The sequence below is a fragment of the Brevundimonas sp. KH_025 genome, assembly GCF_057839885.1.
Genome location: NZ_CM174501.1, coordinates 858,590 through 874,033, shown reverse-complemented (window position 1 = coordinate 874,033; position 15,444 = coordinate 858,590). Strand labels below are relative to the sequence as shown.

General features: G+C 66.5%; 11 protein-coding genes. 3 read left to right on the top strand and 8 right to left on the bottom strand.

Annotated elements, in window-relative coordinates:
• Positions 1-31 precede the first annotated feature (31 nt).
• A complete protein-coding gene (locus AC3IS2_RS04350; protein WP_489199438.1) occupies positions 32-781 on the top strand; it encodes a porin in 750 nt (249 codons plus the stop codon).
• A 153-nt stretch (positions 782-934) separates the two neighbouring features.
• Here AC3IS2_RS04350 and AC3IS2_RS04345 read toward each other — a convergent pair whose 3' ends face one another.
• From AC3IS2_RS04345 to rpsL, 7 genes are all read right to left on the bottom strand, one after another.
• Positions 935-1,831: a GIN domain-containing protein gene (locus AC3IS2_RS04345; protein WP_489199437.1), complete on the bottom strand. Its 897-nt coding sequence runs from the start codon at positions 1,829-1,831 to the stop codon at positions 935-937.
• A gap of 102 nt (positions 1,832-1,933) precedes the next feature.
• Positions 1,934-2,842: a transcriptional regulator gene (locus AC3IS2_RS04340; RefSeq protein WP_489199436.1), complete on the bottom strand. Its 909-nt coding sequence runs from the start codon at positions 2,840-2,842 to the stop codon at positions 1,934-1,936.
• Between the two features lie 17 nt (positions 2,843-2,859).
• A complete protein-coding gene (locus AC3IS2_RS04335; RefSeq protein WP_489199435.1) occupies positions 2,860-4,008 on the bottom strand; it encodes a GNAT family N-acetyltransferase in 1,149 nt (382 codons plus the stop codon).
• 260 nt (positions 4,009-4,268) lie between these two features.
• Positions 4,269-5,459, bottom strand: a complete 1,191-nt coding sequence (tuf, locus tag AC3IS2_RS04330) for an elongation factor Tu (protein ID WP_489199405.1) — start codon at positions 5,457-5,459, stop codon at positions 4,269-4,271.
• A gap of 121 nt (positions 5,460-5,580) precedes the next feature.
• Positions 5,581-7,659, bottom strand: a complete 2,079-nt coding sequence (gene fusA, locus AC3IS2_RS04325; RefSeq protein ID WP_489199434.1) for an elongation factor G — start codon at positions 7,657-7,659, stop codon at positions 5,581-5,583.
• Between the two features lie 135 nt (positions 7,660-7,794).
• Positions 7,795-8,268 (bottom strand): 30S ribosomal protein S7, encoded by a 474-nt coding sequence (gene rpsG / locus AC3IS2_RS04320; RefSeq protein ID WP_489199433.1) that lies wholly within the window; start codon positions 8,266-8,268, stop codon positions 7,795-7,797.
• A 78-nt stretch (positions 8,269-8,346) separates the two neighbouring features.
• Entirely contained in the window at positions 8,347-8,721 is a 375-nt protein-coding gene (rpsL, locus tag AC3IS2_RS04315) for a 30S ribosomal protein S12 (RefSeq protein ID WP_008260482.1), read from the bottom strand.
• Between the two features lie 508 nt (positions 8,722-9,229).
• Here rpsL and AC3IS2_RS04310 point away from each other — a divergent pair.
• Together AC3IS2_RS04310 and AC3IS2_RS04305 are read left to right on the top strand one after the other, a co-directional pair.
• A complete protein-coding gene (locus tag AC3IS2_RS04310) occupies positions 9,230-9,847 on the top strand; it encodes a hypothetical protein (RefSeq protein ID WP_489199432.1) in 618 nt (205 codons plus the stop codon).
• Between the two features lie 127 nt (positions 9,848-9,974).
• A complete protein-coding gene (locus AC3IS2_RS04305) occupies positions 9,975-11,003 on the top strand; it encodes a hypothetical protein (protein WP_489199431.1) in 1,029 nt (342 codons plus the stop codon).
• A gap of 236 nt (positions 11,004-11,239) precedes the next feature.
• On the opposite strand, the gene rpoC is transcribed toward AC3IS2_RS04305, so the two are convergent.
• The gene (rpoC, locus tag AC3IS2_RS04300; protein ID WP_489199430.1) at positions 11,240-15,436 is read right to left on the bottom strand and encodes a DNA-directed RNA polymerase subunit beta'; all 4,197 of its coding nucleotides are present in this window, start codon (positions 15,434-15,436) and stop codon (positions 11,240-11,242) included.
• Between the last annotated feature and the right edge of the window lie 8 nt (positions 15,437-15,444).

Sequence of the window (15,444 nt, the reverse complement as noted above, 5' to 3'; positions counted from 1 at the left end):
ACCCGGCGGTACGATAAAAAGGATAATCATAATGAAAACCGTCTTCCTCGCCTCCGTCGCCGCCGCGACCCTGATCGCCGCTCCCGCTCTGGCTCAAGACGCTGTCGGCTCGGCCGGCATCGGCTACGTCCACACCGACACCGAAGGCTTCAAGACCGACGGCGCTCAACTGGACGGCGTCGGCGCCTTCAAGGTCGCCCCGGAATGGACCGTCACCGTCAACGGCGCCGTCAACTATGCTGACAGCGACTTCGGCGACGACACCACGGCCGCCGCTGCCGCCCACCTGACCAAGACCTTCGGTTCGGACCTGCGCGCCGGCGGCTTCGTCGGCGTCACGGACCTCGGCGGCGACGAGACCTTCACGGTCGGCGCTGAAGTGCAGAAGTACCTGGCCTCGGCGACCCTGACCGGCCTGGTCTCCTACTCGGACCTGGACGGCGCTGACGCCTGGACCGTCGGCGGCGACGCCGCCTACTACGTCAACCCGTCGCTGCGCCTGAACGCTGGCGTGTCGTACAACAACATCGACACCGACCTGGGCGACGTTGACGCCTGGGCCTACGGCGCCGGCGCCGAGTACCAGTTCGCCAACAGCCCGTTCAGCGTCTCCGGCACCTATCAGCGCGTCTCGACCGAAGTCGCCAACGTCGACGTCGATTCCGACGTCTTCATGATCGGCGCTCGCTACAACTTCGGTGGCACCCTGCAGTCGCTGGACCGCGCCGGCGCCAACCTGGGCCGCACCCTGGCCGGCCTGCCGGTCATCCGCGGCTTCTAAGCCAAGGAACGACCTTCGATCTTCGGGTCGAAACGAAGCCCCGGCGGAGCGATCCGCTGGGGCCTTTCTTTGGCCCGCGCCCTGTAATCCAGACGCGAAAAAGGCCCGGGGGGTTCCACGCTCCCGGGCCTTCTCTCGCAGCAGGGGACCGGATCAGCGTCCGATACGCACCTCGCCCGCCCCCACGATCGAGCGCGACACCGGGCCGGTCACCTCGGCGACGCGGACGTCGCCCGATCCCGCAATCGACGCCTCAAGGCTGTTCGCAGTTCCGTCGAACCGCACGTCGCCCGATCCAGCGATGGAGACTTCCAGCGACGAGGCGCGACCGCCTCGAATGGCGACGTCGCCCGAACCGCCGATGGAAACCTCGGCTGCGCCGTTCACGCTGGCCACCATGATGCTGCCCGAGCCGCCGACATTGGCTTCCAGATCTCCCGTCGCGCCCGCCAGGATCGAGCCCGAGCCGCCGACCGAGGCCTCAAGGGAGCGCGACGCGCCGGCCCTGACCGTCCCCGATCCGCCGACGCCGATATCCATCCGTCCGTCGACATTGGCCACGGTCCAGGCGCCGCAACCGCCCGCGCCCAGATCGACCGAGCGCGCGCCGCGGCCGATGGAGCCGTAGATTCCGCTTTCCGAACTGACGTCCACGTCGCGCGGCGTGCGCAGGACGATCAACGGTGCGTCCTCCAGGCGGATGCGGCCCAGGCCCCGCAGTTCAACCGTGGCGCCCTCGCCCGGCTGGCGGGCGTCTGCCGGACCGCTGTTGCACTCGCGGATACTGTTGCTGTTGAACTGCAGCAGACTGCGGCGACGGCCCAGGCCGCCGTCGATGCGGACCTTGTCGCCCCGGCGCTCGACGGTCAGTTGCGGCAGGTCGGCCGAGCCGGGGGTGATCTCCACCGCGACGTCGGCGCGATCTTCGGGAATGACGATGACGCGGGCCACCGCGTTGCGAATCTCGGCGTCCTGAGCGGCGGCGGCCTGGGCGGCGGCGAATGCGGCCAGAACGGCGGCGGCGGCGGCGGCGTGAACGGCGATCTTCATGGCGGTGTCCCTCTCCTGATCTGTGGTGAAGGTGGCCCCGCGCCGGCCCCAAGTCATTTTAAATCGAGGTCATGAAGCCGTTGTAAGAAACGGACTTCGCCGTCAGCCCTGCAAAGCGCCGGCCCCGTCGGCCGCGCCGACCTCAGGCTCGAAGTCCCGTTCGAAATGCGCGACGCGGCTCTTGAGCGCCCCCATGCGGCGCAGCGCCAGAGAGGCCGCCCATCGCACCGCCAACTCGCCCTGCCCCATGCGGTCGGTAAAGCGCGGCGAGCCGCCCCGGCTGCGTATCACGGCGTTGGTGTAGAGGGCCCCGTTGCGGAACCGCGACGGCCAGGTCTGGAAATCCATCGACAGGGAGACGCAGAACCGGTCCAGGTTTTCGACCCGGTGCGGCGCATACAGCGGCCAGGTCAGCGCCTGCCCCGGCTCCAGGTCCATGATCCGCGCATCGTCCTCGAAGGCGCGCCTATAGGGCAGTTCCTCGGTCGTCTGGCGGGCCACGACCTGCTCCATGCCGCGCTCCGGCAGATGCGCCTCGTCGCCCGGATAGACGAAGATCCGCTTGCGCCCGCGCAGGTGGAACAGCACCACGCCCGCCGCGTCGAAATGATAGGGCACCCGCGCCTTGGGCGACGACAGGATCAGTTGGCCGGCGTTCTTCACCGCCTTCAGCCCCGGATAGGTCCCCTGAATCCTGTGGAACTCGGCCATCGCCGCCGCCCACAGTTCGGGCCACCCCGTCTCGACGCCGCGCAGGTTCACCCACAGCCGCCCCTGCTGGATCGCCTCCAGCAGCTGAGCCCCGTCCAGACGGCCCCGCGCACCCGTGCGCAGCGAGACCTGCCCCTCGTCGTCGTAGTCATACAGATTGATGTCGAACAGGTCCGCCGGATAGCGGTCGAGCAAGGCCGCCAGGGCCGCATCCTCGGCGAAGCCCTGGGCGACCAGGCTGTGCGGGTGCACCGCCGCCTCGCCGATCGGGCCGGGATAGCGGGTGCTGCGCTCGGACATGGCCTTCTCCTTGGTCATCATGCGGTCGCCGTCCGTCCTGCCGCCTTGGACAGGGCGGCCCGGGCCGCCGTCGCCGCGCCCCGGAGACGATCGATGCTGGTCGTCTCGCACGCCTCAATGGCGTTCCAGCGTCGGCGAACGCTCGCACGCAGGCGCTCGCCGCGCTCCGCGCCGGCGAGGTTCAACAGCGACGCCGCCGCGCCGCCCAGGGCCGCCGACAGGCCGGGCCTCAGGATCGTCGCCTCCGCCACCGGCTGAACCGTGTCGCAGAAGTACTTCTTGTAGGTCTCGCCGCCGAAGCCGTAGTCGAAGTCGCGATAGCCTTGCTCCGCCCCCAGCCGGATGGTCTCCATGCTCAGCATGATGCCCGGCGAGCAACGCGCCAGCGCCGGCACATAGGCCGGGAACCAGAAGTGGAACCGGCGTCCGGCGTGCAGCGAATACTCCATCGCGCACACCCTTCCCCCGGCCGTCAGCACGGCGATCGAGGCGCCGAAGTCGTCGGCCTCCGCCGCCATCAGCGCGTGCAGCAAGTCGCGGGTCCAGCCGCAGGCGAAGATGTCGTGACGACCGGTCCGCCGATACTGCTCGCGCTTCAGGGCGATCAGTTCATCCAGCAAGCCCCCGTCGCGAAGGCCGATCTGAGCCTCCACCGGCCCGAACTCCGCCGCCATGCTGCGGCGGGCGCGTTCCTTATCCTTGAAGTACTTGCCGAAGGCCTGGCGACGGGCCGCATACCAGGCGTCATAGCCCCCTTCCTGCGGGATGGTGGTGCGGAAGCTTTCGCCCGTCAGCGCCCCCGGCGCCGGCCCCACCCAGCCGTTGACGCTGAAGCGGGCGGCGCCGAGCATCCCGGCGACCTCGCCCAGGGTCGGTCGCGCCGCCCGCGGACCGATGACGCCGTGATAGTCGTTCATGGGGGCGCCGATGGGCTGCACCGCCCCGCCCCGCCGTTGGTGCGGAAAATAGCCGACCACCTCGCCCTTGCGACGGAACACCGCCAGGGCCGAGCCGGGACTGATCCGCGCTGCGATCTGGGCGAACTCCACGCGGAAGTAGGGACTGGCCAGATCAGGATCCGCGGCCGCCCAGGCGTTCCACTGCGCGCGCTCCTCGGCCGTCAGGCTGCCAAGGTCGCGGATCTCGAGGGTCAGTGCGGCGGACATGCGTCTCTCTTTAGGTGAACGGACAGCAAGTTCCATTCCAGCCTCGCTTGTGCGCCCGCGCCCTTTCATCAGGGTTTACCGCCATGGTGAACGAAACCGCGATCGCCGTGAACGGCGCCGCCTGCCCCGAACGGCAAAACGGCCCCCGGATTGCTCCGGAGGCCGCTCTGTTACGCTTTACGCTTGGCCTACCGCGCTTGCGCGCTGCTTGAGGCCGGTACGCTTACTGTTCGGCCTCTGAGCGAGGCCGGATCGATCGATTACTCGATGATCTTGGCGACCACGCCGGCGCCGACGGTGCGGCCGCCTTCGCGGATGGCGAAACGCAGGCCCTGATCCATGGCGATCGGGGTGATCAGCTCGACGCTCAGCTCGGCGTTGTCGCCGGGCATGATCATCTCAACGCCTTCCTTCAGGTGAACGATGCCGGTCACGTCCGTCGTGCGGAAGTAGAACTGCGGGCGATAGTTCGTGAAGAACGGCGTGTGACGGCCGCCTTCTTCCTTGGTCAGGATGTAGGCTTCGGCCATGAACTTGGTGTGCGGGGTGATCGAGCCCGGCTTGCACAGCACTTGGCCGCGCTCGACGTCTTCACGCTTGGTGCCGCGCAGCAGCACGCCGACGTTGTCGCCCGCTTGACCTTGGTCCAGCAGCTTGCGGAACATTTCGACGCCCGTGCAGGTCGTCTTCTGGACCGGACGGATGCCGACGATTTCGACTTCTTCACCGACCTTGACGATACCCTTTTCGACGCGGCCCGTGACCACGGTGCCGCGGCCCGAGATCGAGAAGACGTCTTCGACCGGCATCAGGAAGGGCAGGTCGACCGGACGTTCCGGCTGCGGGATGTAGGCGTCGACGGTTTCCATCAGCTTCAGCACTTGCTGCTCGCCGATTTCCGGGTTCACGCCGTCGGTCGCGGCCTTGGCCGAACCCATGGTGACCGGGATGTCGTCGCCCGGGAACTGGTAGGACGAGAGCAGCTCGCGCACTTCCATTTCCACCAGCTCGAGCAGCTCGGCGTCGTCGACCAGGTCGACCTTGTTCATGAAGACGACCAGGGCCGGCACGCCGACCTGACGGGCCAGCAGGATGTGCTCGCGCGTTTGCGGCATCGGGCCGTCAGCGGCCGAAACCACCAGGATCGCGCCGTCCATCTGAGCGGCGCCCGTGATCATGTTCTTCACGTAGTCGGCGTGGCCGGGGCAGTCGACGTGCGCGTAGTGACGGTTGGCCGTCTCATACTCGACGTGAGCCGTGTTGATCGTGATGCCGCGGGCTTTTTCTTCCGGGGCGGCGTCGATGTCGGCGTAGTTCATCGCCTTCGCGCCGCCGGCCTTCGCCAGCGTCATCGTGATCGCAGCCGTCAACGTCGTCTTGCCGTGGTCAACGTGACCGATCGTGCCGATGTTGCAGTGCGGCTTAGTGCGTTCGAACTTTTCCTTGGCCATTCTCTAGCTCCTGGGTCCCCGAACCGGGGGTCCTATTGGTTTGGGGATGAGGCGGGCGGTCTGCGCGCAAACCGCCCGGGTTTCAAGTGCGCCCGTCATATAGGACGGGTTGGCGACAGTGTTAGGCGTACTTCTTGATCACTTCGTCGGCGACGTGTTGCGGCACCGGCTCGTAGTGGTCGTACTGCATGGTGAACTGGGCGCGGCCTTGCGACATGCCCCGCAGGGTGTTCACGTAGCCGAACATGTTCGCCAGCGGCACGAAGGCGTTGATGACGATGGCGTTGCCGCGCATGTCCTGGCCCTGGATCATGCCGCGACGGCCGTTCAGGTCGCCGATGACCGAGCCGAGGTATTCCTCGGGGGTCACGACCTCGACCGCCATGATCGGCTCGAGCAGCTTGGGCGAACCCTTTTCCTTCAGTTCACGGAAGGCGGCGCGCGAAGCGATTTCGAAGGCCAGAACGCTGGAGTCGACGTCGTGGTACTTGCCGTCCGTCAGGGTCGCCTTGAAGTCGATCATCGGGAAGCCGGCCAGCAGACCGTTTTCCTTGGCCGATTCCAGGCCCTTCTCGACGCCCGGGATGTATTCCTTGGGCACCGCGCCGCCAACGATGGCGTTTTCGAACACGAAGCCCGTACCTGCTTCACCCGGCTCGAAGGTGATCATGACGCGGGCGAACTGGCCCGTACCGCCGGTTTGCTTCTTGTGCGTGTAGTCGATGTCGACCTTGCGGCCCAGCGATTCACGGTAAGCCACCTGCGGCGCGCCGATGTTGGCTTCCACCTTGTAGGTGCGCTTCAGGATGTCGACCTTGATGTCCAGGTGCAGTTCGCCCATGCCCTTCAGGATCGTCTGGCCCGACTCGTGGTCGGTCGAGACGGTGAAGGAGGGGTCTTCCGAAGCCAGCTTGGCCAGGGCGACGCCCAGCTTCTCCTGGTCGGCCTTGGTCTTGGGCTCGACCGAGATCTCGATCACGGGCGCCGGGAATTCCATCTTCTCGAGGATGATGGGCGACTTGATCGGGTCGCACAGGGTGTCGCCCGTGCGGGTTTCCTTCAGGCCGGCCAGGGCGACGATGTCGCCGGCGTAGGCTTCCTTGATGTCCTCGCGGTTGTTCGAGTGCATCTGCAGCATGCGGCCGACGCGCTCTTTCTTGTCACGCGACGAGTTCAGCAGCGACATGCCGGTTTCCATCTTGCCCGAGTAGAGGCGGCAGAAGGTCAGCGAGCCGACGAAGGGGTCGTCCATGATCTTGAAGGCGAGAACCGACAGGGGCTCTTCGTCCGAAGCCTTGCGGGTCACCGGCTCTTCCGTGCGGAAGTCGATGCCCGGCGTGGCCGGAATGTCGGTCGGCGACGGCAGGTAGTCGATGACCGCGTCGAGCAGGGGCTGAACGCCCTTGTTCTTGAAGGCCGAGCCGCCGAGGATCGGGTAGAAGGCGCCGGTCAGAACAGCCTTGCGGATGCACTTCTTCAGCACTTCGACCGAGGGCTCTTCGCCGCCCAGGTAGGCTTCCATGGCGTCGTCGTCGAGTTCGACGGCGTTGTCGATCAGGTACTGGCGAGCGGCGGCGCATTCCTCAGCCATGTCGGCCGGGATGTCGCGGATGTCGGCGTCGGCGCCAACGGTGTCGGTTTCCCAGACGTAGGCCTTCATCTCGACCAGGTCGACGACGCCCTTCAGGAAGTTTTCAGCGCCGATCGGCAGTTGGATCGGCACGGCCTTGGCGCCCAGGCGGTCGCGGATCGACTGAACCGAAGCCGCGAAGTCGGCGCCGATCTTGTCCATCTTGTTGACGAAGACGATGCGCGGCACGCGGTACTTGTCGGCCTGACGCCAGACGGTTTCCGTCTGCGGCTCGACGCCGGCGTTGCCGTCCAGCACCGTCACGGCGCCGTCGAGGACGCGCAGCGAACGCTCGACTTCAATGGTGAAGTCCACGTGGCCGGGGGTGTCGATGATGTTGAGGCGCTTGCCTTTCCAGAAGGCGGTCGTCGCGGCCGACGTGATGGTGATGCCGCGTTCCTGCTCCTGGTCCATCCAGTCCATGGTGGACGCGCCGTCGTGCGTCTCGCCCATTTTGTGGTTACGGCCGGTGTAGAACAGGATCCGCTCGGTCGTCGTCGTCTTGCCCGCGTCGATGTGGGCCATGATGCCGAAGTTGCGGTAGTCTTCGATTTTATGTGTGCGGGGCATTGGAGTTGCCTTCGGGCTGCTTCGCGGACGCGACGAGCGCCCAGTGGTGTCGGATATGACGGCGCGGGCGGTTCAGTCTGAACGCCCGCGCCGGATCGTCTTAAATAGTCGCCGCCGTTGGCGGTTTTAAGACGCTTACCAGCGGTAGTGGCTGAAGGCGCGGTTGGCTTCGGCCATCTTGTGGGTGTCTTCACGCTTCTTCACGGCGGTGCCGCGGTTGTTCGAAGCGTCCAGCAGCTCAGCGGCCAGCTTTTCCGTCATGGTGTTTTCACCGCGCTTGCGAGCGGCGTTGACCAGCCAACGGATAGCCAGGGCGCGACGACGGTCCGGACGGACTTCGACCGGCACCTGGTAGGTGGCGCCGCCGACGCGACGCGAACGGACTTCGACCGACGGGGCGACGTTGTCGAGGGCGGCGTGGAAGGTTTCGACCGCAGGGTGGTCTTTCTTCTTCTCGGCCAGGATGTCGAAGGCGCCATAGACGATGTTCTCGGCGACGGCCTTCTTACCTTCGTACATGACGTAGTTCATGAACTTGGTGACGATCAGATCGCCGAACTTGGGATCCGGCAGAACTTCACGCTTCTGGGCGCGGTGACGACGCGACATGGATTATTCCTTGCAGTGCCCGGCAGACGCCGGGAAAATCTCTGAGGGTCCAGACCAGCAGGTCTGAAAACGGTTCGCTTACTTCGGACGCTTGGCGCCGTAGTGCGAACGACGCTGCTTGCGGTCCTTGACGCCTTGCGTATCGAGCACGCCGCGCAGGATGTGGTAACGCACGCCGGGCAAGTCCTTCACGCGGCCGCCGCGGATCAGAACAACCGAGTGCTCTTGCAGGTTGTGGCCTTCGCCGGGGATGTAGCAAACGGCTTCGTAGCCGTTCTTGGCCAGACGGACCTTGGCGACCTTACGCAGAGCCGAGTTCGGCTTCTTCGGGGTCGTGGTGTAAACGCGGGTGCAGACGCCGCGACGCTGGGGCGAACCCTCCAGAGCCGGCACCTTGTTGCGGGTGGGCTTGGGCTTGCGCGGCTTGCGGATCAGTTGGTTGATCGTGGGCATTTCGAATTCGTCTCTTTTCGATGTGGAGGCGTGTGCCTTTCGGCCGGAGCGCCTCATGAGCCTTCTTTTGGACGCCGCCGAAGCGCCGCCCGGGTGTTGATTCGAGTGAGCCGGAACAGCCAAACGAAAAAGCCGGAACGCGCGCTTTGGGCGTTCCGGCGGGCACAGCCCGTCCGTTCAATTGTCACGATCTCAACAGACGGCGAACCGCCCACGTCTCGAAAGTGCGCGCCGTTTACGCGGGATGGGTGAATGCGTCAAGGCGCCGAACGCTCGGCGGTGCACGTCGGGTCCGTCCGCGCCTCCATATAGCTGCGCTCGAAACAGGCCGACAGCCAGGGCAGGTTACGCATGCGTCGCCCCTTTGGTCGGAGCGGCGGGCGGACGCCACCGCCTGAGCTGCCCCGTCTTGCGCAACAAGAAGGCCGCCGACGCTCGCCGAACAATGGCGCCCGAAATTCGCCATGCTTGGCCGTTCTCCTGTTCTTGAGGCGCACAAGGGGACGGGATGGCGGCGGCGGCTTCACTCGACCGAGGCAGGGTCAATGTCCCGCTGGCGGCGCTGGGCGGCGCGGCCCTGATTCACGCGATCCTGCTCGCCCCCCTGGCCCTCGGCGCTTTGGGTCTCAGGTTGGAGCATGTCGAGGACGTCGAGGCGCCGCCCCTGCTGATCCAGTTGGAGCGCCGCTCGGCCGCTTCGCGTCCGCCAGTTGCTTCACCGCCGGTTCACGTCACGGCCGTCAGCTCCCCGCCCCGCGTTCGCCGGCCCCCTCAGCCCGGTCCGACGCCCCACCGCCCTTTCGTCCTCGCGGATGCGCCTGACGAGGCCGCGGCGGTGATCGACAGCCGATGGCGCGTGCGTCCGGCCGTCGGCGGCCCCGGGTGGAGCGACTGCCCGGACGCCTTCGGCGACCCGTCAGCCCAGAACCTCTGCAACGAGCGTAATCGCCTCCGGGCCGCCGCCGCTTCGTCGCGAAACGCCCCTTCCCTCAACCGCGTCCAGCCCTCCGACGCGCCCCCCACCGAGGCGATCGCCCGCGCCGCCGCCGCCAACCAGGCCTGGCGCGACTACACCCGCAACGACGGCCCCTATCCCGGCCTCAGATCGTTGTTCCGTGATCATTAGGACTCGCCTCTATATAGTCATGCTTGCCTAGGCATCATTCTCGACGAGGATTGGGGAGCCGCCGATGAGCGTTGCAGTTCTGGCTCGAACGCCGACCCGGATTCGGCCCGGCGTGAGACGCGCCCTGATGGCTGGCGCTTCGGTGCTGCTGCACGTCGCGGTTCTCGGGCCCATGATCCTGCTGGCGGCCAGCGAGGAACACGCTCTTCCCCTGCCTCCGCCGCCGCCCGTCATCCAGCTTGAGATCGAGCCTCGTCCGATCACGCCGGAACGCCAACCGCAGCCGGTTCCTCAACCGCCGGTCCCGATCCCGGTCCCGACGACGGAACCCCTGCCCGCGCCGACGCCGTCGGTCCAGGCGGCGCCTCAGCCGACGCCAGTTCCGACACCGATTCCGACGCCGCTGCCGACGCCAACGCCGACGCCTCAGGCCGCGCCCCAAAAACTGACCCAGGCGACGCCCGTCCCTGCGCCCAAGCCCGTCGCGATTCAGGTTCCGGTCCTCGCGCCTACGCCTGCGCCAGCCCCCGTGCCGATACCCGCGCCCGTCCCCGTGCCCGTGCCCGCCCCCCCGGCCGCGGCCGAACGGGTTGTGACCGCTCCGGTCCCCGTCGCGCCGGTCCGTCCGCGCAAAAAGGATGAAGACGAGGCCCGCGACGGTCCGCCGACGCCGCCGGCTCCGCGCATCGCCACCCCCGCCCCCGGCGCGCCTTCGGCCGCCGCCGCCGGCGTGCCCGGCGTTTCCGACGCCTGGCGCTTCGCCCCGGGCGGCCAGGCCGAGCGCAACGCCCGCGCCCTGCGGACCTCGCCGGCCGGCTGCCGCTCCTCCCAAATTCTCAGCCAAAGCGAACAGGCGATCTGCGACGAGCGGTTCAACGCCCGGGCGGCGGAAGGCGCGGCGCGCGGGCGCATCAGCGGCACCGGCAACGCCGAGCGTGACGCCCGCTTCGCACGAGAAGGCGCGCGCGAGATGCAGCGCTATGAGGCCCAGCGTCGCCCTCTGTCCGGCGGCGTCGGCGTCATGCCGCCGCAGGAATGTCCCGGTTCGAACTTCGGCGTCGGATGCGCCGGCGCCCACCTGGACCCGTCCATGCGCCAGGGCGCCACGACCAACGTCCAGCAGGACAGCAACAAGCCGCCCGAGCCGCGTCGCTAACCTATCCTCCCACTCTGTGGGGAGGGGGACCGCGTATCAGTGGAGGGGCCGACGCAGCCCTCGGCCTCAAGAGGCCCCTCCGTCACGGCCGCTCTACGCGTCCGCGCCACCTCCCCGTCCGCTCCGCGAATAGGGAGGAGAACAGCCTCAAGCAGCCCAAAGGGCGATAGGCCCAAAAGAAAAGAGCGGCGCTGTCGCCAGCGCCGCCCTCTTCAGTCTTGGGTTCCGAAAACGGATCAGCCTTCCGACTGCTCCAGTTCCAGGGCCAGATCGGCCGGCAGCGGCTCGATCGCCTCTTCGCGGGCCTGGGTCAGTTCCGCGTCGCGCTCGTTCGCCAGCTTCTGCAGCGAGCGCAGATAGGCGCCCGTGCCCGCCGGGATCAGGCGGCCGACGATGACGTTTTCCTTCAGGCCTTCCAGCATGTCCTTCTTGCCGTGGACCGAGGCGTCGGTGAGGACGCGGGTGGTCTCCTGGAAGGACGCCGCCGAGATGAAGCTGCGGGTCTGCAGCGACGCCTTGGTGATGCCCAGCAGGACGGGCTGCGTGGTGGCCAGACGACCGCCGCGCTTCTCGACCTTGGCGTTTTCCAGAACGGCTTCGGCCACTTCGACGGTGTCGCCACGGATCAGGGTGGTTTCACCCGAATCCAGCACTTCCACCTTCTGCAGCATCTGACGGACGATGACTTCGATGTGCTTGTCGTTGATCGGCACGCCCTGCAGTCGGTAGACCTCCTGCACTTCGTTCACCAGATACTCGGCCAGCGCCTCGACGCCCTGGATGCGCAGCAGGTCGTGCGGATCCGGGTTGCCGTCGATGATGTAGTCGCCCTTCTGGATCAGATCGCCGTCGTGGACGGAGATGTGCTTGCCCTTCGGTATCAGGAACTCGACCGCCTCGGCCTGGTTGCCGTCGGCGTCCAGTTCCGGGGTGATCTTGATGCGGCGCTTGTTCTTGTAGTCGCGACCGAACTCAACGCGGCCATCCATTTCGGCGATGACGGCGCAGTCCTTCGGACGGCGGGCTTCGAACAGTTCGGCGACGCGCGGCAGACCGCCGGTGATGTCGCGGGTCTTAGCGCCTTCGGTCGGAACACGAGCGATGATCTCGCCCGGCTTGACCTCGTCGCCGTTGGACACGGACAGAACGGCGCCCACGGGCAGCAGGTAGCGGGCGTCAGAGCCCGAGGCCAGCTTGGCGTAGGCGTCGCCCAGGGTCACGCCCATGGCCGGACGCAGGTCCGAACCGCGGGGGCTGGCGCGCCAGTCGGAAACCACGCGCTGGGCGATGCCCGTCGCTTCGTCGGTTTCTTCGCGGACCGACAGGCCCTCGACCAGGTCTTCGAAGCGAACGACGCCGCCGACTTCGGTCAGGATCGGGGTGGTGTAGGGGTCCCACTCCGCCAGACGTTGGCCCTTGGCGATGTCAGCGCCTTCCTTGACGCGAATGCGGGCGCCGTACGGGACCTTGTGGGTCTCGCGGTCCTTGCCGTCCACGACCACGACAACGACGACGTTGCGGCTCAGAGCCACCAGGTCGCCGTGCGCGGCGACGACGGTCGGGCCGACGATCTTGGCCGTACCGGCGTTGGTCGCCTCGTAGAACGAGGTTTCCGCCACCTGGGCCGTACCGCCGATGTGGAAGGTACGCATCGTCAGCTGGGTGCCCGGCTCGCCGATCGACTGGGCGGCGATGACGCCGACGGCTTCGCCGATGTTGACGTTGGTGCCGCGCGCCAGGTCGCGACCGTAGCACATGCCGCAGATGCCCGCGTCGGCTTCACAGGTCAGGGCCGAACGGACCTTGATCGACTGGACGCCGGCCGCGTCGATGACTTCGATCTCTTCTTCCTGCAGGTAGGTGTCCGCAGGGAACAGGACCTTGTCGCCGCCCGGCTCCTTGATGTCCTCGGCCGCATAGCGACCCAGGACACGTTGGCCCAGCGAGACCAGCACGTCGCCGCCTTCGACGACGGCGCGCAGGGTGATGCCGCGCGTCGAGCCGCAGTCTTCCTCGGTGACGATCGAGTCCTGCGCCACGTCCACCAGACGACGGGTCAGATAACCCGAGTTGGCGGTCTTCAGCGCGGTGTCGGCCAGACCCTTACGGGCGCCGTGGGTGGAGTTGAAGTATTCAAGGACGGTCAGGCCTTCCTTGAAGTTCGAGATGATCGGCGTCTCGATGATCTCGCCCGAGGGCTTGGCCATCAGGCCGCGCATGCCGCCCAGCTGCTTCATCTGCGCCTGCGAACCACGGGCGCCGGAGTTGGCCATCATGAAGACGGAGTTGATGTCCGGCTCCTGGCCCGCGATCAGGACGCGAGGCTGGGCGATTTCGCCCATCATCTCGTCAGCGATCTTGTCCGTGGCCTTGGCCCAAGCGTCGACGACCTTGTTGTACTTCTCACCCTTGGTGATCAGGCCGTCGGCGTACTGTTGCTCGTACTCTTCGACCTGGGTGCGGGTTTCCGAGACCAGCTGTTCCTTCTTGGCGGGGATGACGATGTCGTCCTTGCCAACGGAAATGCCGGCCTTGGCGGCTTCGCGGAAGCCCAGTTGCATCATCTGGTCGGCGAAGATGACCGTCGCCTTCTGACCGCAGTGACGATAGACCTGATCGATCAGGTTACCGATTTCCTTCTTGGTCAGGTTCTTCTCGAGCAGGCGGTAGCCGATGTTGGCGTTGTGCGGCAGCAGCGCGCCCAGCTTCATCCGGCCCGGGGTCGTGTCGATGACCTTGGTGACGACTTCGCCAGCCTCGTTCATCTCGGTCCAGCGCGCCTTGATCTTGGTGTGCAGGCCGACGACCTTGGCGTCCAGAGCGGCGTCGATTTCACCCATGTTGGCGAACAGCTTGCCTTCGCCCGGCTGGTTCTCCTTGACCAGCGACAGGTAGTACAGACCCAGGACGATGTCCTGCGACGGCACGATGATCGGCTTGCCGTTGGCGGGCGACAGGATGTTGTTCGTCGACATCATCAGGACGCGCGCTTCGAGTTGCGCTTCCAGCGACAGCGGGACGTGAACAGCCATCTGGTCGCCGTCGAAGTCGGCGTTGAACGCGGTACAGACCAGCGGGTGCAGGCGGATGGCCTTGCCCTCGATCAGCTTCGGCTCGAACGCCTGGATGCCCAGACGGTGAAGCGTCGGCGCGCGGTTCAGCATGACCGGGTGTTCCCGGATCACTTCTTCCAGGATGTCCCAGACCTGCGGCTGCTCACGCTCGACCATGCGCTTGGACTGCTTGACGGTGCCCGACAGGCCCTTGGCGTCCAGACGCGCATAGATGAACGGCTTGAACAGCTCGAGCGCCATCTTCTTCGGCAGGCCGCACTCGTGCAGCTTCAGTTCCGGACCCACGGTGATGACCGAACGGCCCGAGTAGTCGACGCGCTTGCCCAGAAGGTTCTGACGGAAGCGGCCCTGCTTGCCCTTCAGCATGTCGGCCAGCGACTTCAGCGGACGCTTGTTGGCGCCCGTGATCACGCGACCGCGACGGCCGTTGTCGAACAGGGCGTCGACCGACTCTTGCAGCATCCGCTTTTCGTTGCGGATGATGATGTCGGGCGCGCGCAGCTCGATCAGGCGCTTCAGGCGGTTGTTACGGTTGATGACCCGGCGATAGAGGTCGTTCAGGTCCGACGTCGCGAAGCGGCCGCCGTCCAGCGGCACCAGCGGACGCAGTTCCGGCGGGATGACCGGCACGATGGTCAGGATCATCCACTCCGGCTTGTTGCCGGATTCCAGGAAGGCCTCGATCAGCTTCAGGCGCTTGGACGCCTTCTTGGCCTTCATTTCCGACGGGTTGTCGGCCAGCTCGCCGCGGTGGCGCTCGGCCTCGGCGTTCAGGTCGATGCCCATCAGCAGGTTGCGGACGGCCTCGGCGCCGATTTCAGCCGTGAAGCCGTCGTCGCCGTACTCTTCCTGGTAGCGATAGAACTCGTCTTCCGTCAGCAGCTGGTTCTGCTTCAGCGGGGTCAGGCCCGGCTCGGTGACGATGTAGTTTTCGAAGTAAAGGACGCGCTCGACGTCCTTCAGCGCCATGTCCAGCATCAGCGAGATGCGCGACGGCAGCGACTTCAGGAACCAGATGTGGGCGACCGGGGCGGCCAGGTCGATGTGACCCATGCGCTCGCGGCGAACGCGAGCCAGCGTGACTTCAACGCCGCACTTCTCGCAGATGATGCCCTTGTACTTCATGCGCTTGTACTTGCCGCACAGGCATTCGTAGTCCTTGGTCGGGCCAAAGATACGGGCGCAGAACAGGCCGTCGCGCTCGGGCTTGAACGTACGGTAGTTGATGGTTTCCGGCTTCTTGATCTCGCCGAACGACCACGAACGGATCTTCTCCGGCGAGGCCAGGGCGATCTTGATCTGGTCGAAGGTCGGCGTGACCGGGACCGGGTTGAAGATGTTCAGGACTTCCTGGTTCATCTTTTTTC

Coding starts and splice junctions, on each gene's coding strand:
- AC3IS2_RS04350 (WP_489199438.1), top strand. CDS start 32: ATGAAAACCGTCTTCCTCGCCTCCGTCGCCGCCGCGACCCTGATCGCC.
- AC3IS2_RS04345 (WP_489199437.1), bottom strand. CDS start 1,831: ATGAAGATCGCCGTTCACGCCGCCGCCGCCGCCGCCGTTCTGGCCGCA.
- AC3IS2_RS04340 (WP_489199436.1), bottom strand. CDS start 2,842: ATGTCCGAGCGCAGCACCCGCTATCCCGGCCCGATCGGCGAGGCGGCG.
- AC3IS2_RS04335 (WP_489199435.1), bottom strand. CDS start 4,008: ATGTCCGCCGCACTGACCCTCGAGATCCGCGACCTTGGCAGCCTGACG.
- tuf (WP_489199405.1), bottom strand. CDS start 5,459: ATGGCCAAGGAAAAGTTCGAACGCACTAAGCCGCACTGCAACATCGGC.
- fusA (WP_489199434.1), bottom strand. CDS start 7,659: ATGCCCCGCACACATAAAATCGAAGACTACCGCAACTTCGGCATCATG.
- rpsG (WP_489199433.1), bottom strand. CDS start 8,268: ATGTCGCGTCGTCACCGCGCCCAGAAGCGTGAAGTTCTGCCGGATCCC.
- rpsL (WP_008260482.1), bottom strand. CDS start 8,721: ATGCCCACGATCAACCAACTGATCCGCAAGCCGCGCAAGCCCAAGCCC.
- AC3IS2_RS04310 (WP_489199432.1), top strand. CDS start 9,230: ATGGCGGCGGCGGCTTCACTCGACCGAGGCAGGGTCAATGTCCCGCTG.
- AC3IS2_RS04305 (WP_489199431.1), top strand. CDS start 9,975: ATGGCTGGCGCTTCGGTGCTGCTGCACGTCGCGGTTCTCGGGCCCATG.
- rpoC (WP_489199430.1), bottom strand. CDS start 15,436: ATGAACCAGGAAGTCCTGAACATCTTCAACCCGGTCCCGGTCACGCCG.